The 19,113-nt window shown below is 44.3% G+C and carries 19 protein-coding genes and 1 pseudogene; 11 read left to right on the forward strand and 9 right to left on the reverse strand.

Annotated features, from left to right (window positions below):
• Positions 1–27 precede the first annotated feature (27 nt).
• The gene (locus ETB99_RS11570; RefSeq protein ID WP_171700662.1) at positions 28–1,842 is read right to left on the reverse strand and encodes a methyl-accepting chemotaxis protein; all 1,815 of its coding nucleotides are present in this window, start codon (positions 1,840–1,842) and stop codon (positions 28–30) included.
• A gap of 140 nt (positions 1,843–1,982) precedes the next feature.
• On the opposite strand from ETB99_RS11570, the pseudogene ETB99_RS15090 reads away from it, so the two are divergent.
• Positions 1,983–2,114, forward strand: a pseudogene (locus ETB99_RS15090) (carbohydrate ABC transporter permease); the annotation flags it as partial.
• Here ETB99_RS15090 and ETB99_RS11575 read toward each other — a convergent pair.
• Both ETB99_RS11575 and ETB99_RS11580 read right to left on the reverse strand, forming a co-directional pair.
• On the reverse strand, positions 2,094–2,231 hold the full coding sequence (locus ETB99_RS11575) for a hypothetical protein (protein WP_171700663.1): 138 nt from the start codon (positions 2,229–2,231) through the stop codon (positions 2,094–2,096). The pseudogene ETB99_RS15090 and the gene ETB99_RS11575 overlap by 21 nt on opposite strands.
• Before the next feature lie 58 nt (positions 2,232–2,289).
• Positions 2,290–2,631 carry a DUF3905 domain-containing protein gene (locus tag ETB99_RS11580; protein ID WP_237811180.1) on the reverse strand — a complete coding sequence of 114 codons (342 nt, stop codon included), beginning with the start codon at positions 2,629–2,631 and terminating at the stop codon, positions 2,290–2,292.
• Between the two features lie 83 nt (positions 2,632–2,714).
• Between ETB99_RS11580 and ETB99_RS11585 the strand changes: the two genes are divergently transcribed.
• The 4 genes from ETB99_RS11585 to ETB99_RS11600 all read left to right on the forward strand — a co-directional run bounded on the left by ETB99_RS11585 (position 2,715) and on the right by ETB99_RS11600 (position 4,332).
• Positions 2,715–2,855, forward strand: a complete 141-nt coding sequence (locus ETB99_RS11585) for a hypothetical protein (protein WP_164970096.1) — start codon at positions 2,715–2,717, stop codon at positions 2,853–2,855.
• Positions 2,852–3,007, forward strand: a complete 156-nt coding sequence (locus tag ETB99_RS11590; protein ID WP_171700665.1) for a hypothetical protein — start codon at positions 2,852–2,854, stop codon at positions 3,005–3,007. The genes ETB99_RS11585 and ETB99_RS11590 overlap by 4 nt, the downstream gene beginning before the upstream one ends.
• Positions 3,004–3,147, forward strand: a complete 144-nt coding sequence (locus tag ETB99_RS11595) for a hypothetical protein (protein ID WP_171700666.1) — start codon at positions 3,004–3,006, stop codon at positions 3,145–3,147. The genes ETB99_RS11590 and ETB99_RS11595 overlap by 4 nt, the downstream gene beginning before the upstream one ends.
• A 351-nt stretch (positions 3,148–3,498) precedes the next feature.
• On the forward strand, positions 3,499–4,332 hold the full coding sequence (locus tag ETB99_RS11600; RefSeq protein WP_128999980.1) for a hypothetical protein: 834 nt from the start codon (positions 3,499–3,501) through the stop codon (positions 4,330–4,332).
• 78 nt (positions 4,333–4,410) lie between these two features.
• Here ETB99_RS11600 and ETB99_RS11605 read toward each other — a convergent pair whose 3' ends face one another.
• On the reverse strand, positions 4,411–6,153 hold the full coding sequence (locus tag ETB99_RS11605; protein ID WP_171700667.1) for a B12-binding domain-containing radical SAM protein: 1,743 nt from the start codon (positions 6,151–6,153) through the stop codon (positions 4,411–4,413).
• 98 nt (positions 6,154–6,251) lie between these two features.
• On the reverse strand, positions 6,252–8,027 hold the full coding sequence (locus ETB99_RS11610) for an L-lactate permease (protein WP_171700668.1): 1,776 nt from the start codon (positions 8,025–8,027) through the stop codon (positions 6,252–6,254).
• 211 nt (positions 8,028–8,238) lie between these two features.
• On the opposite strand from ETB99_RS11610, the gene ETB99_RS11615 reads away from it, so the two are divergent.
• The 6 genes from ETB99_RS11615 to ETB99_RS11640 all read left to right on the forward strand — a co-directional run bounded on the left by ETB99_RS11615 (position 8,239) and on the right by ETB99_RS11640 (position 14,512).
• The gene (locus ETB99_RS11615; RefSeq protein ID WP_171700669.1) at positions 8,239–8,958 is read left to right on the forward strand and encodes a FadR/GntR family transcriptional regulator; all 720 of its coding nucleotides are present in this window, start codon (positions 8,239–8,241) and stop codon (positions 8,956–8,958) included.
• Positions 8,959–9,062: 104 nt separating this feature from the next.
• The gene (locus ETB99_RS11620; protein WP_004891488.1) at positions 9,063–9,779 is read left to right on the forward strand and encodes a (Fe-S)-binding protein; all 717 of its coding nucleotides are present in this window, start codon (positions 9,063–9,065) and stop codon (positions 9,777–9,779) included.
• 11 nt (positions 9,780–9,790) lie between these two features.
• A complete protein-coding gene (locus ETB99_RS11625; RefSeq protein WP_171700670.1) occupies positions 9,791–11,209 on the forward strand; it encodes a LutB/LldF family L-lactate oxidation iron-sulfur protein in 1,419 nt (472 codons plus the stop codon).
• On the forward strand, positions 11,209–11,871 hold the full coding sequence (locus ETB99_RS11630) for a LutC/YkgG family protein (protein ID WP_077428117.1): 663 nt from the start codon (positions 11,209–11,211) through the stop codon (positions 11,869–11,871). Before ETB99_RS11625 ends, ETB99_RS11630 begins: the two co-directional genes overlap by 1 nt.
• Positions 11,872–12,019: 148 nt before the next feature.
• Positions 12,020–14,188, forward strand: coding sequence for a PAS domain-containing sensor histidine kinase (locus tag ETB99_RS11635; protein WP_171700680.1), 2,169 nt, complete (start codon positions 12,020–12,022; stop codon positions 14,186–14,188).
• 6 nt (positions 14,189–14,194) lie between these two features.
• Positions 14,195–14,512, forward strand: a complete 318-nt coding sequence (locus ETB99_RS11640; RefSeq protein ID WP_253263628.1) for a CZB domain-containing protein — start codon at positions 14,195–14,197, stop codon at positions 14,510–14,512.
• 6 nt (positions 14,513–14,518) lie between these two features.
• Here ETB99_RS11640 and ETB99_RS11645 read toward each other — a convergent pair whose 3' ends face one another.
• Genes ETB99_RS11645 through mtnA form a run of 4 tightly spaced genes read right to left on the reverse strand, consistent with a single transcriptional unit; the run spans position 14,519 to position 19,111 of the window.
• A complete protein-coding gene (locus ETB99_RS11645; protein WP_077428119.1) occupies positions 14,519–15,478 on the reverse strand; it encodes an ABC transporter permease in 960 nt (319 codons plus the stop codon).
• A complete protein-coding gene (locus ETB99_RS11650) occupies positions 15,475–16,968 on the reverse strand; it encodes a sugar ABC transporter ATP-binding protein (protein ID WP_128999986.1) in 1,494 nt (497 codons plus the stop codon). The genes ETB99_RS11645 and ETB99_RS11650 overlap by 4 nt, the downstream gene beginning before the upstream one ends.
• Entirely contained in the window at positions 16,965–18,077 is a 1,113-nt protein-coding gene (locus tag ETB99_RS11655) for a sugar ABC transporter substrate-binding protein (RefSeq protein WP_077428123.1), read from the reverse strand. The genes ETB99_RS11650 and ETB99_RS11655 overlap by 4 nt, the downstream gene beginning before the upstream one ends.
• The gene (gene mtnA, locus ETB99_RS11660; protein ID WP_171700671.1) at positions 18,074–19,111 is read right to left on the reverse strand and encodes an S-methyl-5-thioribose-1-phosphate isomerase; all 1,038 of its coding nucleotides are present in this window, start codon (positions 19,109–19,111) and stop codon (positions 18,074–18,076) included. The genes ETB99_RS11655 and mtnA overlap by 4 nt, the downstream gene beginning before the upstream one ends.
• Positions 19,112–19,113: the final 2 nt, after the last annotated feature.

Consider the following 19,113-nt stretch of genomic DNA (forward strand, 5'->3'; position numbering starts at 1 on the left):
TGATGCGAAAGGACGGTTATCTATTTGTTACATTTGAAAGCGTGCGACCGCCTGACGAAGTTGCTCCGCTGTGCTTGCGAGCTCTTGCGACGAGGCGAGCAGCTCTTGCATCGTTGCGTTTTGTTCTTCTGTCGTTGCGGCGACTTGTTCAATATTATGGGCGGATTGAGATGAAATATCAATAATTTGGTCAGCGAATGCCGTCATCGTTTTCACTTTTTCTTCTACGGAACGAATCGTATCGTGCACCGCATCGCTTTCAGCTTGGACGCGCGCCATATGAGTCGAAATCGAGCAGAAAATGTTTCCGACTTGTTCGACGAGCGAATGTCCAGCTTGGAACGATTCGCTGCTTTCATTCATCACTGTCACCGCATGGGCTGTTTGCGTTTGCGACTGTTCGGCAAGCGCGCGAATATTACCTGCCGCATGGGCCGTTTGTTCCGCAAGTTTGCGCACTTCTTCCGCAACGACGCCAAATCCTTTTCCGTGCTCTCCGGCGCGCGCCGCTTCAATGGCGGCGTTTAACGCAAGCAAATTCGTTTGATCGGAAATGTTTGCAATAAAGCCGACGATTTGATGAATTTCTTTCGATTTATCGTTTAGCGATTCAATAACTGTCGCAAGCCGTTCAATTTGTTCGTGAATGACTTTCATTTGTGCAACCGTTTGCTCTACTAAAGATGTTCCTTCGTTGACGCGCGCCGCCGCTTCTGTCGTTACTTTCGTCGTATTGGTTACTTTTTCTATTACGCTCGTTAATGCATTGGACACATCGTGCACCGCGTCGTTTGTTTTTTGTGAGACGTCAACTTGTTGTTCAGCACCTGAAGCGATTTGCAACATCGCTTGTGTAATTTGCTCGTTCGCTTCCGTCGTCGTTTCTGCATTCAATCGCAACGTTTGTGACATATCGTTTACATACTTCGCTGCCGCTTGAATTTGGGCGATAGATTGCGCTAGTCCGTCCATTAATTCATTCATCGCATGAGCGATTTGCCCGACTTCGTCATTTTTCGTATCCGTCAAACGCTCAACGCGCAAATTGCCGCGCGCAAGCTCATGGCAAATGTGCACAACTCGTTTTAACCGATTGCTTATTTTACGGCTAACGACGGTAAGAGAAACGACCGATAAGGCGAGGGCGACAACGACCGCTATAACCATCATCAATATATTTTTCATGATCGTATCATGCATTTGCGCGACGAGGTCATGACGTTCACGAATAACGAGCTGCTTTAATATGTCGAGCTTTTCAATGCTCATATCGCGAATCATCGCCGCTTTATTTTGGAAGCTTATAATTTGAGAAAGGTCTATAATTTCCCCACGGTCGCGATATGATAAGATGGTCGGTTGAATCGTTTTATGAAGCAGTTCGTTCAGCTGGTTTTCGATAGAAATCGTTGATTGGTAAATCGTTTTCGCTTCTTCCGTTTGCATATACGGTTCGAGCTGCTTCATTTTATCGTTAAATTGCTTCGTTAAATCTTCATAGTTCCATAATGTTTCAGGGCGAGGGTTTGTCATGTAGTCGGTGATGACAATATATTTTTGTTTAAATAAAGCATTCAGATCGGTAATTAAAATAGCTTGGTCGCTTTTTTGCTCCACTTGTTTTACGACGTTCGTTAAGTTATGAACAAGCAAGGCGACAAAAATGAAAACGCTGACAAATAAAAGTGTAGCAAAGCTGAAAACGATCCCATATTTTTTCCCGATCGTCGTTTTGTTTTTCGTTTTTTTCTGAAAACTGAACTTTTTTCTAGCTGTTGTCGCGTTTTTCTGCTCATCTGTTTTCGGTTTTTTCTGAAAATGGCTCGTCCATCGACCTTTCATGAAAAAGCCTCCTTTCTTTTTGTATCATTATAGCACGACAGTTCGTGGGAAGGGGAGAACATTTTTGGACAAAATGCCACGAATTTTGTCACAAATTTTTTGTTGCAATCGGTTTCAAGTTCGGTTGAAATTCAAATTAACAAGGACAATACATTAGCTATTGGAACTACATTATGGCGGCGTCGATGGTGTTTACGATGCCTGTATTAGTCATTTATGCATTTTTCAATCGCTATTTCATTAAAGGCATTTCATTTACAGGGGGAAAATGATCCCTCTTGTTTCATTTCTTCTAGCTCACGATATTCGCCTATAAATAAAAGAATATATCCCGTCACAATAATGCCGACACCAATCACTTCCATAAGTTGAATCCATTCGCGGTCCATATACGCCACCTCGTCATGTATTGCTCCTTCAATGTATGACGAAAACGGGGCGAATGTATCAATCCGCCCCGTATCCGACGTCTTTATCTGGATGGGTAAACGGTGCTAGTTCGCTCCGTTTTTCTTCGAGTAAGGCGCGGTTTTCGGGGGTATTCCAACCGATGTCGTTTGTTGGGTGCACCCATTCGTCACCCGCCATTACACTCGGATCGGTTTCGTCGCTCCATTCATGAAGTGGGGAGTTTGGCGAATTGTATTTACTATCGCCAATGACGACCCCATACCGATTGACAAATGGTGGTTTCATCTCGATGCCCGTTCCCTTAAATGACGGGGCGTGAATTTGATGCGGTTGCGTCTCATCGAAAATGGGCGATTCGATTTCTTTTTCTTTTTCCATGATGATCACCTCATCATTAATGTGGCTAAATGGCGTATAAAATATGTTCATTTGCGTGACATTACTTGTGAGGGGGGATTCATATGCATTTTCCAATTGCACAATTGCATGAACGCGACATTGCCGAAGTGCAACAATTTGAGCGAAAGCTTCGTGAACAAACGGGCGAAGACATTATACTCATTGCATACAAAAAAGAACATGCGGGAGGTGAACGATCATGAAGCGCAAAGTGACACACGATGCCGCAAAAACGAACAACCAAACGCCGACGGAAAGCATGCCGAAAGATGAATTTGCTGCGCAATACGCTGGTGGCGAAGATATGAGCCGCGGCGCAAACCGAAATTCGAAAAAAGGACGGCAAGGAACATGAAAAACAAACAAGCAGGCAAAACAATTCCGATTCCAAGCGATATATTAAAGGAAGAATTCGGGAGCGAACAAGGTGACATCAATGCGCATAAAGTGATCGAGCTGTTAGAAGAAGTGAAGAAGGAAAAGAAAAATGAGTAAAGCATATTTATGAAATAATTGCATAGTACAAAGTGTAGGCTACATAGGTTCGGACTATGTAGCCAGAGAGAAAGGGCTGCTTACGTATATACGAAAGCAGCCCAATTTGTTACGTTTTTTACTTTTTTGAAAATGAATACAATGGTAAAATGTAATAGTAATGGCTCTTTACCAAAAGTCGTACTTGAGATTTACTCTCGCATTGTCGACGGCTTTTCACGCGGAATCCCGAGTTACTCGCCGCCTATATTCAATATCACGCGGAGCCCCGAGGGATATTGATGTACTCTCATATTATAATAAGACTTAGGCAAAAGTCAACTTCCAGTTGTTAAGGAACGGTGTTAATTAATGGGTAAGGAAAAGATCATGATATTTTTTGATGAGAGCGGCAAAAGGAGTGTCAAACCTAATTTGATGGGTGGTCTATCTATTCCGTATGAAATATACTATCAAGACGATTTTCAATTATTAACTCAAAAATTGAGGGATGGATTGATTAAGTTACATTTTAAGAGCTATTATGGCGATTCGAATGAAAGGGATAATTTTATTCGTATTGGCGAGACTTTAGCAAAGTATTCCGAGTTTATCAAGATGATTGTAATTAATTATGATTATTCTGCTCTTGTTGGTGCTACTGAATTAGGAAAAGATGTAGTTGAAGACATGATTTACACGAAGTTTCCTGAAAGAATTCTGTATGGTTTACTAAGAGGATACGGTAAGAACATTGACATAGAAGCAGAAGTGTTAATCGAAAAAGCTAATGAGTACGAAAATCTTAATCTCTTCCAACTTAGAGATAAGTACGAACATGATGTTAAATTGAATTTAGATAGTTTAGTAAAGGATTTATTAAATATTCAAGCGCTTTATAGAGGGGAAAATTACGTGATTAATAATTGTAAACTAGTTCCCAAGGGTGAAGAAATCGGCGTAGAAATGACTGACATGATGTTGGGGATTGTGAGAACAATTATAGAAAACAAGCCATCAACTACCTTAAAATATACTGCCAAAAATAAGTTAACGATGCACTTATTACGGAATCGAGAGTTTTGTTCTTTAATACAAAATATAAGATATTTTGAATGGGATCAATCCAAAGAATTACCAGAAATAAGTTTAACGAGTTACTTGCAGCTATTCATGGCTAGACATTTTAATGAAACACTAAACTGAGTACCACCAAAGCGGGTGGTATCAGACTGTTGACAGGTTCCATCATGAGGAACCTGTCTTTTTTCTCCCACAAACATTTTACTCATACGTGACTTGTTGTTCCATTTCCAAAAAATACGTCTCTGCTTTCATTGTCGATTGGTTAAAGTAAACGATCATCGCCATGTTGCATATGCGCACTTGTTTCGTTTGTAAATAATGCGGCAAGTCGAAAGGAATCATTTCGACGACGGTATGTTTAAATAGTTCTTTTTCGCTTAGTGAAAGAAGATATGGTTGTTCGGACAGTTTTTCGTATACACGTGCGCGCGCACTCTTGTCCGTTTTTTCGTCCCACCACGGTTTGCGCGGTTTTTGTTTTTGATTGCGCAAATAGTCGTATTTCATGAACGCTTCGACGATCGGCAAGTCGTTCGTGTGTAACGTTTGTAAAAACGAATAGAGGCGGCGGAATAAATCTTCAAGTTGATGTCCGATGCGCGCCCATCCTTGTTCGTCCCAATACGTGCCGAACGATTGGAAAAAGTCAAACGGTGTGTCAAATAAATGGGTGACGATATATTCAATCGTCTCGTCCATCCGATGATCGTTCCAATATTTTTCAAGCACATCTTCGACTTGTTTTAAGCGAATGATGTCATGAAACGACAGCACGTTGTTTCGCAAAATTTCATACGGTGCGCGGTCCATAAAGACGTAGCCGTATTCGTTTGCCTTATGGCGTAAGCCTGTGCCGCGCAACATTTTCAAAAAGCCGAGTTGCAATTCTTCAGGACGGAGCGCAAATACGTCATTAAACGTTTTTCGAAACGATGTGTAATCTTCTTCAGGAAGTCCGGCAATTAAATCGAGATGTTGCGCAATTTTTCCACCTTGTTTTACCATCGTAACCGTTCGGGTAAGTTTATCAAAATTTTGTTTCCGCATGACGAGTTTATTGACTTCATCGTTCGTCGATTGCACGCCAATTTCAAAGCGAAACAGTCCCGGCGGCGCTTCACGGTTTAAAAACTCGATCACTTCTGGACGCATAATATCCGCTGTAATTTCAAATTGAAAGACGACGCCCGGCACGTGTTCGTCAATTAAAAATTGAAACATATCCATCGCATAGCTGCGGCTAATGTTAAACGTGCGATCGACAAATTTAATGACTTTCGCGCCATGTTTCATTAAGTAGCGTAAATCTTCTTTTATTTTTTCACGGTCAAAATAGCGGACGCCAACTTCAATCGACGATAAACAAAATTGGCAACTAAACGGACAGCCGCGGCTCGTTTCGACGTATGTGACGCGTTTGGACAAATGCGGAATATCTTCTGGAAAGCGAAACGGCGACGGCATATTCGCTAAATTGATTTTATTTCGCTGCGGATTGATGACCGCTTTGCCGTCTTGATGAAACGCAAGACCAGCGATGTTTGCGACATCATCGCCATTTTGAAGCGCTGTCAGAAGCTGTTTAAACGTTTCTTCTCCTTCGCCGATGACGATATAATCAAACTGTGGTACGCGCTCAAGCCAATAAGCGACGTCATATGACACTTCTGGTCCACCGACGACGATTGTGACGGTCGGATGCACTTTTTTCAAAAGCTGAATAACTTCAATCGTCTGTTCGATGTTCCAAATGTAACAGCTAAACCCGACGACATCGGGTTTGCGGCGATATAAATCGGTGACGATGTTTAACACCGGGTCTTTAATTGTATATTCGACAAGCTCCACATGAAACTCCGGTGCGGCGTATGCTTTTAAATAGCGAATTGCTAAGTTCGTATGAATATATTTCGCATTCAACGTTGTACAGATGATATGCACTGCAAACGACTCCTTTATATGTAGGTTGCAACAAGTCATTATATCATATAAGAAGGGAAAGGAAAAAGGGTATCCTTTTTACAGGACACCCTTTTGTATTATGCTGAAATTTGGTTTTCGGCCCGTTTTGTTTTGCCGCGGTTTGACATCATAAACAAAATGAATGCAACGACGATGACGGCATAAAGGACAAACCAAACGTTAAAGCCGCCGACGATCAAGCCCATGCCGAGCATACCAGCCGCTAAAATGTAATACGTCATCGGAATGAGCGCTTTACGAATTAAGCTTCCTTCTTGACCGACGAGGCCGACTGTGGCGGAAGCAGCGACGACGTTATGGACGCAAATCATATTTCCTGCTGCTCCACCAACAGCTTGCAGCGCAACGACGACCGCAGCGCCTGAAGCTGACAAGCCGATGCTTTCTGCCGTACCGAACTGGAAGAGGGAGAACATCATATTGCTAAATGTGTTACTTCCAGCGATAAACGCGCCGAGCGCACCGATGAGCGGCGCCACGATCGGCCATGCTGAACCGGCGATATGCGATACGCCTTCGGCTAAAACGAGCGGCATGCTCGCAAGCTCATCTGTTTTCGTATTAATGAAAATGTTGATCATCGGTACCGCGAAAATGAGTGCCGAACCTGCGCTTAATGCCGTTTTAAACGAATCGGTAAACGCTTTTTTGTAGCTTGAAGCGTCCATACGATGTAACACGTACGTGATAAGTGAAACGATTAAGAAAATCGTACCTGGCAAATAAAGCGGCGTTGATTTAATCGCAATGCCAGAGTTGAATAAGTTATCGATGAGAATGGTGACGCTTTCTCCCGTTAAAAACGCTTTCACTTCTGTTACGGTGCGCGTAATGACGAGCAACACAGCAACTAATACGTATGGGAACCATGCGTTTAAAAGCGAAATGCGCTTGTTTCTTTGTTGCAAGTTCATTTGTTCATTGTTTAAACGCCCGATCCATTCTTGTTCCCAACGGTTGCGATGTTCGAAATCAAACGTATCTTTCGGCATAAATAGTCCGGCTTTTGCAGCTGGAACGACAATCATCAGGCCGATTAACGCCCCGACTAACGATGGAAATTCTGGTCCGAGCACGTTTGCGATTATCGCATACGGAACGGTGAACGCCAATCCGGCAAGCAACGCAAATTTCCATACGCGCAATCCTTCACGGAACGAACGATTTTTGCCAAAAAAGCGCGTAAGCATCCCGACCATAATAAGCGGAATAAACGTTCCGACTAACGCATGAATGAGGCCGACGTTGGCGGCAATTTGCAGTAAATAGTCGGTAAACTCCATATCGCCAATTGCTTTCATGACGGCTTCTTGATTGGCAAGACCCGTGTTTACCCCAACGAGAATCGGTGTGCCGATCGCCCCAAATGAAACAGGTGTACTTTGAATAATAAGCGAAACTAATACAGCCGCCATCGCTGGAAAGCCGATTGCAACGAGAAGCGGAGCGGCGATTGCTGCTGGTGTTCCGAATCCTGCGGCCCCTTCAATAAACGAACCGAACAACCAAGCGATAATGATCGCTTGAATGCGGCGATCTGGCGAAATGTGAATGAATCCTTGGCGAATCGTTTCAATTGCGCCGCTTTCTTTCACCGTATTTAAAAGCAATACTGCTCCAAATACGATAAACATAATTTCGATGGCGGTTTTTATCCCGTTGACGCTAGCGGCGGCGACAACGTTCATTTTCGTCCCCCAAACGAACAAAGCGATCGCCGCGGTCACAACGAGCGCAACAGGCATCGCGCGGCTCGCTGGCCATTTCAGCACAACAAGAAATAAGAAAATTGTTAAAATTGGCAATAGTGCGATAAATGATAACATGTTCATCCCCCTTTGTTTATGTGAATGATATAACAATATGTGATGATGTAATTCCTTATCCCCTCCTCATAAGGTCATATAATCATCTGATGAGTATATCATAATGTAAGCGCAATCATTTTTCAATACGAAAATTTAAAAATTTTTCACATTTCTTTTGTAAAAAAATATGATATGATATTCTATTTATGTGGGGGAGCAAACAAGAGATGATGGGGTGGACAGAGTGTACAAACAAATTAAACCGAAAAAAATATATGAAGAAGTAGCCGAAGCCATCTTACATATGATTCAAACGGGACAGTTAAAACCGGGCGATAAACTCGATTCCGTTCAACAACTAGCTGAAAATTTCCAAGTTGGGCGCGCAGCCATTCGCGAAGCGTTAACTGCGCTTCGAGCGATGGGGCTTATTGAAATGAAACAAGGGGAAGGCACATACGTGCGTGAATTTGACCCAGCGATGTTATCGTTCCCGATTTCTACCGCTATACTGATGAGCAAAGAAGACGTGGCCCATTTATTAGAAGTGCGCAAACTGCTTGAAGTTGGCGCAGCTGGATTGGCGGCGCTAAAACGGACGGAAGAAGATTTGCGCGCCATGCAAAGCGCCCTTACGCAAATGCGTGAGGTGATCGGCGATGAAGAGCTTGGGGAACAGGCCGACTTTTTATTTCATATGGCGATTGCGGCGGCGACGAAAAATCCGTTATTAGTTAGCTTAATGAACAACGTGTCGGGAATGATGATGGAGACGATGCGAGAAACGCGCCGCATTTGGCTGTTTGCGAAACAAGCGACGACAGAACAACTACTTGAAGACCATATCGCCATTTTTGAAGCGATTCGCGAACAAAACATCGAACTTGCGCAAGAGCGAATGAAAGACCATTTAGGACACGTAGAAAAAGTGCTTTCTGACTACATTTCTTCATGATGAGGGGGCTCCCTCCACACATACTCATCAGATGACCGGTTGACTAATTTGGCAATTGCATGTAAAGTGAAGGAAAAGAAAACGTTTTCGAAAGGGGATCGGGGATGAACGTTACATTATTCGTTACATGTTTAGTCGATTTATTTCACGTCAATGTCGGAAAAGCGACAGTGGAGCTGTTAGAGCGGCTTGGATGTACAATTCATTTTCCAGAAGGGCAAACGTGCTGTGGTCAGCCCGCGTACAATAGCGGGTATGTAAAAGAAGCGAAGGAAGCGATGAAACATATGATTCGCACGTTTGAACATGCAGAATATATCGTGACCCCATCCGGTTCGTGTGCAACGATGTTTAAAGAATATCCGCACATTTTTCAAGGTGATGGGGAATGGGAAGAACGCGCGCAACGCCTCGCCGATAAAACGTACGAACTGACGCAATTTATTGTTGATGTGCTGAAAGTGGAAGATGTTGGCGCGCGGTTAGAAGGGAAGGCGACGTACCATACATCATGTCATATGACGCGCCTGCTCGGCGTGAAAGACGCGCCGTTTACGTTATTACAACACGTGAAAGGGCTGGAAGTTGTCCCTTTGCCAAACGCGCACAATTGCTGTGGATTTGGCGGCACGTTTTCCGTAAAAATGGGGCCGATTTCAGAACAAATGGTCGATGAAAAAATTCAATGTATTGAACAAGTCGAAGCCGACTATTTAATCGGTGCAGACTGTGGCTGTTTAATGAATATCGGTGGGCGCATCGAACGAAAAGGCAAACCGATTCGCGTCATGCACATTGCCGAAGTGCTCAATAGTAGATAGGGGGGATTCATATGGCGATGAAAATTAACATGGGAGAATTTCACGAACGGGTGGAAAAGGGGATTCATAATACGTTTATGCGCGGGGCAGTGGCAGGGGCGCAAGAGCGGCTGCGCACGCGCCGATTAGAAGCAGCCGAAGAACTCGGCAACTGGGAAGAATGGCGCGCGCTCGGAGAAGAAATTCGCCAACATACACTTGAAAACTTAGACTATTATTTAATGCAACTGAGCGAAAATGTAAAAAAACGCGGCGGGCACGTCTTTTTTGCGCAAACGGCAGAAGAAGCGAACGACTACATTTGCCGCGTCGTCGCAAGCAAACAAGCGAAAAAAATTGTGAAATCGAAATCGATGGTGACGGAAGAAATTCATATGAATGCCGCATTAGAGAAGCTTGGCTGTGAAGTCATTGAAACGGACCTTGGTGAATACATTTTGCAAGTCGATGACCACGATCCACCGTCTCATATCGTTGCGCCGGCGCTTCATAAAAATAAAGAACAAATTCGCGACGTATTTAAGGAAAAGCTAGCGTATACAAAAACAGAAAAGCCAGAAGAACTGGCGCTTCATGCGCGTGCGATGTTGCGCCAACAATATTTAACCGCAGACGTCGGCATTACCGGATGCAATTTTGCGGTTGCGGAATCCGGTTCGATTACGCTTGTGACGAACGAAGGAAACGCCGATTTAGTCACCGCATTGCCGAAAACACAAATTACAGTCATGGGAATGGAGCGCATCGTACCGACGTTTGAAGAAATGGAAGTGCTCGTTAGTTTACTGACGAGAAGTGCGGTCGGGCAAAAATTGACGAGCTACATTACCGTATTAACCGGTCCGCGCGAGGAAGGGGAAGTGGACGGACCAGAAGAATTTCATCTCGTCATTGTCGACAACGGACGTTCTGACATTTTAGGGACGGAATTTCAACCGGTGTTGCAATGTATTCGTTGCGCGGCGTGCGTGAACGTTTGCCCTGTATACCGTCATATTGGAGGACATTCGTACGGTTCGATTTATTCTGGGCCGATCGGGGCGGTATTGTCTCCGCTTCTTGGCGGCTACGATGATTATAAAGAGTTGCCTTATGCATCGACGTTATGTGCGGCATGTACGGAAGCGTGCCCGGTTAAAATTCCGCTTCATGAGCTGCTATTAAAACATCGCCAAACGATTGTCGAACGGGAAGGAAAAGCGCCGATTTCGGAAAAATTAGCGATGAAAGCGTTCGGATTAGGTGCAGCATCATCGCTGTTATATAAGCTTGGTTCAAAAATTGCCCCGACTGCCGTCAATCCGTTTACGACAAACGACCGCATTTCGAAAGGTCCCGGACCGTTAAAAGCGTGGACGGACATTCGTGAATTTCCAGCGCCAGAAAAAGAACGGTTCCGCGACTGGTTGAAACAAAGGGGGAACGAATAATGGAAGCTTTTTTACAACGAATTGCTTCACGACTTGGACGCGATGTGCGCACGTCTGTTGAGCGCCCACAGTGGAAACATGCACCGCAACAAACGGTGTTTCAAGGATACAGCCAAAATGAATTGCTCGACGTATTAAAACAACAATGTACTCGCATTCATACGACGCTTGTTGAAACAAACAGCGCCGAGCTTCGTGATACGCTACAACAAGTCGTTGCTGCGCATGGCGGTGGACCGATCGTTGTCGCAAACGACGAGCGCTACGAACAGTTTGGGCTCTCCTCCTTTTTACAGAGAGAAGATGTGTACGTATGGGACGCTACACGTGGACGTGACAATATTGAAGCGGCAGAACGAGCTAATATCGGCATGACATGGAGCGACATGACGCTAGCGGAATCAGGAACGGTCGTGTTATTAAACAACCGCGATCAAGGGAGAACGATTAGCTTTTTACCGACGACGTATGTGGCGCTTATTCCGAAAAGTACAATCGTTCCGCGAATGACGCAAGCGGCGCACATCATTCGGGAGAAGCATGTTCCGTCATGCATCAATTTCATTACAGGTCCGAGCAACTCCGCAGATATTGAAATGAACTTAGTTGTCGGCGTGCATGGGCCGGTGAAAGCAACATATATCGTCATTACCGATCGTTAAGCAGCCGATGCGCTGCTTTTTTTAATTCCAATCAGATTAGTAAAATTTTCGGAAAATTCAAGAAGGAATAAAAAAACAGATGGCGAATATACATCATAACTATGGAGAGGGAGTTTGTGGGGAGGGAGTGCGTTTGAGTTTGCAAAACATGATGGAAGAATCAAAATTCGTTCAGCTTTCGATACAAGAAAAAGAGGCGATCGATCGGCGAATAAGTTTGTATAATTTTATTTTACAACAAGTGACAGACGCGATCGTTTTAGTAAAAGATGACGGGACGTTCGTAGACGTCAATGAAGCGGCGTGCCGTTTGTTTCGTGCGTCAAAAGAACAGTTGTTGCAAAAAAATTTTTACGAATACGCCTACCTTGTGCCAGAACATATTTTCCATTTTCAAAGACAAATGTTGCATAAATTTGGGACATACGACGATGAGCTCATCATCCGTTTAGCCGATGGCGAAATCAAACATGTGCAACTATTTATGCGCCGCTATAACGAACAACCGTTTAACTTATATATGATCCGCGACATTACCTCCAAAAAAGTGCTTGAGCGTGAACGGACGATTAACGAAACGTTATTTAAAGATTTGTTTAATCGCGCAGGCGACGGCATCGTCATTTTTGATGAACAAGGACGCTTTATTGATGCGAATCCTTCCTTTTGTGCGAGTGTCAATGTCTCGAAAGAAGAGCTATTCAAATTATCGATTCAAACATTTATTCCAATTGAATATTACGGTTTATTTGAACAACTGTTGCTCACATTAAAACGAACGGGAACGGTATCGAGCGAACTTCCGTTTATTTTAGGGGACGGCATGCAAAAGCTGTTTGAACTGACGTTAACAACGAACGTACATAGCGGCTTTTTTATGGCGATTATGCGCAACGTGACGGAAAAACGAAGCATGGAGATGAATTTGCAACGAAGCGAAGAGCGATTTCGTGCTATTTTTGAACAAGCTCATGAGGCGATTTTAATTTGCGATAACTTTGGAAATATTTTGCGCGCCAATCCAGCGGCAAGCCGAACGTTTGAATTGTCGCTCCATGACCTTGTTCATGCGAACTTAATGCAGTTTATTGATGCAAAAGATGAAAAAGTACGTCACGTGTTACGGCAATTTTTCCGCGATGGAGAAATTCGCGATGAATTAACGTTTCATATGCCAAACGGGGAGAAAAAACAACTTGAATTTACTTCGAAAAAAGGGGTTATTAACGGCTATCATTTAACGATTTTCCGCAACGTAAGTGAACGGAGAAAAATGGAGAAACAGTTGCGTGAACAAGAACAAAAATTTCGCAACGTATTTAATCATGCGATGGACGGCATTGTGTTAATGGATAACGAACAGCGTATTTTTGATGCCAATCCTGTAGCATGCCGTATTTTCGCGCTTTCCAAAGAACAGTTGATGGAAAAAAGGTTGCATACATTTATCGGAAGCAACGATTTGCATAAATTTCAAATGTGGTTGAACAACGGAGAGGAAGAAGAACAATTTACAATTACAGATGGCGAAGGAAAGAAAAAAATCGTTGAATTATCGTTTAAACCGAACATTATTGAACATGTCGGTTTGATGATGGTGCGCGACATTACCGAGAAAAAAGAAATGGAAGAACAACTTCGCAAATCGGATACGTTAAGCGTCGTCGGTCAACTGGCGGCAGGCATTGCGCACGAAATTCGCAATCCGATGACAGCGCTAAAAGGATTTATTCAGCTTTTACAAGGAAGCATCGGCAATGATTGTGAACAACATAATATGTATTTTCACGTCATTATGTCGGAATTAAAGCGCATTGAGTCCATTATTACTGAATTTCTCATTTTAGCAAAACCGCAAGCCGTTCATTACGAGCGAGGCGATGTCGCAAAAATTATGCAAGAGACGGTCGATTTGTTAAGTGTACAAGCGACGATGCATAACATTCAAATTGAAGCCACATATGAGCCGGTTCCGCCGATTTATTGCGATTCGAAACAACTAAAACAAGTGTTTATTAACATATTAAAAAATGCAATTGAAGTGATGCCAAAAGGCGGAACGATTACCGTTTCCGTGGCGCACGTTGCAGAGGGGGTACGCATTTCTGTCCGCGATGAAGGAAGCGGCATTCCGAAAGATAAAATCAAAAAATTAGGCGAACCGTTTTATACGACGAAAGAGCGCGGAACGGGACTTGGCTTAATGGTCAGCTATAAAATTATTGAAGAACATCAAGGGCGCATTGACGTCGAAAGCGAAGTCGGGGTTGGTACAACGTTTTATATTACTTTACCAATTGATAATGACATGCGATGAACCGATATGATCGTTGGCTATGAAACCGTTCGTCCAGAAGATGTTGCTTCGCACTATCAATGTCGACTAGGCAAATGGTACTTTGATGAACAAACGAAAAAACAACTGCAAGGTACACCGGCATACGAAAAATTAAATGCTCCGCACGAACGTGTACACATCGCAGCGAAAAAAGCAGCCGAAGCGTACGCTAAAGGCGATTTAAAAGGTGCCGAAGCGCAACTTATTGAACTTGAACAAGCATCTGCCGAAGTCATTCAGTTGCTCGATGAACTGATTGAAAAAGTCGAAAAAGAACGAACGTTTGAAACCCACCTCGCGTAAGGTGGGTTATTTTTTTACGATATGGGACAACGCAAGTGCGAAAATGAGTAGCGCTCCTTTTATAATATCTTGCGCATAGTACGGGACGTTCATCATCGTCAGCCCGTTTAACAACACGCCAATAAAAATCGAGCCAAGTAACGTACCGATCACATTCGGTTTGCCGGCACCAAACACGGAAAAACCGATAAAGGCAGCGGCGACGCCGTCCATGAGTAGCGATGCGCCCGCAGATACTTGCCCTGTACCAATGCGGGAAGCGAGCACAATACCACCTAAAGCGGCAAACAATCCGCTAATCATATACGCATATGTACGATAGCGGTTGACAGGAATGCCGGTGAGATGAGCGGCTTCACGATTTTCGCCTGTCATATAAAATAAGCGGCCTGTTTTTGTATATGTTAAAAAAAGATGCGCACAAACGACGAGCAAAAGCATAAGCAACACAGAAAACGGGACGCCAAACAGCTCTCCTTGTCCGATAAATAAAAACGATGGAATAAATTTTCCAGGTGCCACACCACCTTCGGGAAGTGGCATATCGTTATAAATGGAAAAACCTTTTGTGTACGTCAATTGCACACCGTTAATGATGTACATGACCGCTAACGTCGCCAACAAGTCAGGCAAACGAAGGCGAATAATGAGAAACGCATTGAGCAGCCCAACGAGCGCTCCGAGAAGAAGCGGAACGGCAAGGGCTACGAAAAGTTCTTGACGATGTAAAACGAGCGCGGAGGCGCTGGCGATCGTTGCTAAGCTGACGGTGGAGCCGACCGATAAATCAAACCCGTCGACAATTAACGAAAACGTAATGCCGATCGCAACAAGCGTCACAATGGAAATAGAGCGCAAAATGTCGCTAAAGTTGGCGTATGTGAAAAACGAATCGAGCGAGAAGCTAAAAAAAGCGATGACGATTACGATAGCGAGTATCGTTCCGTACTTGTATAAAAACTTCAATTTGTTCCACCCCCTGTCATGTCATAGACGAGCTGTTCATACGTCGCCTCGTGTGCGTCCATTTTTTTGACGAAGCGCCCGTCGACCATGATGTAAATCGTATCGGCGATATGAAGCAATTCTTGACATTCGCTCGTTAAATAAATGATCGCTTTTCCTTTTTCAGCAAGCGCGCGAATGATGGCAAACACTTCTTCTTTCGCATGCACGTCAATGCCTTTTGTCGGCTCGTCAAAAAGAAAGACGTCGCCATTTGTTTGTAACCATTTCCCGATGACGACTTTTTGTTGATTGCCGCCGCTTAAATGTTTCACAAGCGCAGTCGGCGAAGATGGGCGAATATGTAACGATGAAATAAGGTTTGTAGCGATCGTGCGCTCACGTCGTTTGTCAATCCATTGCCATGGGGCGATGTTTGACAATAGGCGTATGGTCAAGTTTTTTTCGATCGTTTCGTTCATAAAAAGCCCTTGTTTTCGCCGTTCTTCAGGAATGAAACAAACGCCTGCTTCAATTGCATCTTTTGGCGAGTTCCACGTTTGCTTTTTTCCATGCAATATGCGTTCGCCTGTCGTTTTTACGTGAGCGATCATACTTTCGGCAAGTTCTGTTTTTCCTGCACCAACAAGGCCAGCGATGCCGACAATTTCACCACGCCGAACAGCAAGATCGACGGTCGTGTTCGTTTTCGGGATATACAATTGTTTCACTTCAAATATCGTTTCGTCGCGGACGGTGCGCGCTCGTTGCTCGTTCGTTTCTTTTTGGCGTCCGACCATATGGCGCACGATGTCTTCTGTCGCTAGCGATACATCGCCTTCGTAAACGACGGTACCGTCTCGTAAAATCGTCATGCGGTCGCATATGCGTTTTACTTCGTGCAATTTATGCGAGATGTAAATAAACGACACTCCTTGTGCTTTCAATTGTTCGATCATCGCAAACAATCGTTTCGTTTCTTCTTCGCTTAATGAAGCGGTTGGTTCATCTAAAATAATGTAGCGAGCGGAAGAAGAAAGGACGCGCGCGAGTAAAATGAGTTGTTTTTCATGAAGCGTGCACGTCTGTACCGGTGTATCAAGCGACAAATGGGCTAAGCCGACGCGTTCAAGCAGTTGTAAAACAGTTGTGCGCTGTTTCGTTTTGGAAAAGAACATATGTTTTTGTTCGACCATTTGTTCAGCGAGAATATTTTCATATACAGATAAAGCAGGGAATAATGCCACATCGACTTCTTGCACAACATGTCCGATGCCGGCTCGTTTCGCATCTTTCGGCGAAAAAAATGTATGTGGCTGTCCATCGATTTCAATCGTTCCGCTAGTCGGTTGCAACACGCCAGCTAAAATGTTCATTAACGTGCTTTTTCCCGCGCCATTCATACCTAAAAGGGCGTGAACTTCGCCCGGTTGGATATGGAAGTTCACGCCGTTTAATACGGTCACATCACCAAATGAATGAACGATTTGTTTCATGCGTAAACCGCTCATTGTTTTTTCACCTTTTCTTCAAGCGTCTTCATCCACGGCGAAACCGCAACATTCGATTGGCCCCAGCTTGTAATGTAGTTGTGCAGTTCGCCGATCGACACTTGCTCATCTGGTAAATCAGAACGTTTCACTAAATGCGGTTCAAGTGAATAAATATTTGGCGTTTGTTCGCCTGCAATTTTTTGATACGCAAAGCGCACTTGCACGCGTCCGACTTCCGCTGGGTCAGTTGCCGTTGTTGCGACCCATGGGCTATTCGGTTGTTGAATGAGTTGTAAATCTTCATCGCTTAAGTCGATGCCGTATACTTTAATTTCTGTTCGACCTGCTTGTTGAATGGCGCGCGTCGCTCCTTTAGCGAACTCATCCCACGTCGCAAAGACGGCGTCGATGTCGCCTTTATTCGGATATTTTTTCAAAATGGCTTCCATTTGTGTTTGTGTATCTAATGCAGTATTGGCGCTTGCCGTGCCGAATTTGGCGACTTCTTTTATGTTTGGATATCGTTTTTGAAACGCTTCATATATGACGTGGCGGCGTTCCATCGGCGTAAAGCCGCCGACCCAAATGGTGACGATTTCACCTTCACCGTTTAAATCTTCCGCTAACGTTTTTAACGTTTTCCATGCTAAGCTGTAATCGTCTTGGTCAATGACGGTGACACCTGGAATGTTTAAATCGTTATCGAATGCGACGACGTGAATGCCTTTCGCGAGCGCTTTTTCAACTGGCGCTTTTAACGCATCGGCGCGTCCGTGGTCTAATAAAATCGCATCGACGTTTTGGCTAATTGCTGTTTCGACGTACGATGCCATTTTCGTTAAATCGTTATCGGCGTTATAAATTTGCACGTCGCCTCCGAATTTCGCGACTTGTTCTTTTACCCCAGCGATATATTGTGATGAAAAGGTACCGATCGACATTTGCATAATGGCGGCAATTTTAATCGGTTTGTTTAATGCGGCTGGAATGTCCGCTCCTGTTGTTTCATTCGTTTGTTTCGTTTCTTCTTTCGGCTGCTCTGCCGGTTTTGAGACGGCGTCTTGTTCGTTCGTGCACCCGACTAATAGCGCGAATAAAAGCACGATCATTGCCCATATGTTTCTCATGCAAAAACCTCCTCAAATAATGTCGGTAGCTTCGTTTCATAATCGCCGAAAACGATGCCTTTTTCAGTAATAATGCCTGTAATAAGTTCATGCGGTGTGACGTCAAATGCCGGGTTGTAGACGTTCACATCTGGTGCGATGCGCACGCCTCCGATATGCGTCACTTCTTCTTTCACCCGCTCTTCAATCGGGATATCGTCGCCTGTTTTCGTCTGTAAGTCGATTGTTGAAAGCGGGGCAGCGACGTAAAACGGAATGTTGAACGCTTTTGCCAAAATAGCTAAGCCGAACGTACCGATTTTGTTGGCGGTATCGCCGTTGGCGGCAATGCGATCGGCGCCGACGATGACTGCGGAAATATGTTTGGCTTTCATCGTTTGCGCGGCCATATTGTCTGTAATAAGCGTCACATCAACACCCGCTTCGGAAAGCTCCCATGCGGTCAGCCTTGCGCCTTGCAAGACCGGGCGTGTTTCACAAGCGTACGCATGAAGGGTGATTCCTTTTTCTTTCGCTAAATGAAACGGCGCAAGGGCGGTACCGTAGCGCGCCGTTGCAATCGCCCCCGCATTGCAAATTGTCATGATGCGGTCGCCGTCTTGAAACAAAGAAAGGGCATATTCACCGATGCGGCGGCAGACGTCTTCATCTTCAATTTGAATGCAAATTGCTTCATGAATAAGCGTCGTTTTTGCTTCGTTGACAGATGTGGCGTTGGCGACGCTTTTCATCAGCCGGTCAAGCGCCCAAAATAAATTGACGGCAGTCGGACGCGAGCTTGCTAAATAGTCGCGATCGCGCTTTAGTTTAGTATGAAATGTCGCTAAATCATCGGTTTCATATAATTTGGCTGCAAGCGCTAATCCGTAAGCAGCGGTCATGCCGATCGCTGGTGCCCCGCGCACTTTTAACGTGACGATCGCGTCCCACACGTCTTCTATATTTTTTAATTCTAAATATTCAGTCTTATGAGGCAACGCTTGTTGGTTTAAAATTGTAATATGCGTATCGTGCCATTGTACTGCTTTCATCATTT

Origin of the sequence: Anoxybacillus sp. CHMUD, assembly GCF_013096965.1 — a bacterium.
Lineage (GTDB): Bacteria > Bacillota > Bacilli > Bacillales > Anoxybacillaceae > Anoxybacillus > Anoxybacillus kestanbolensis_A.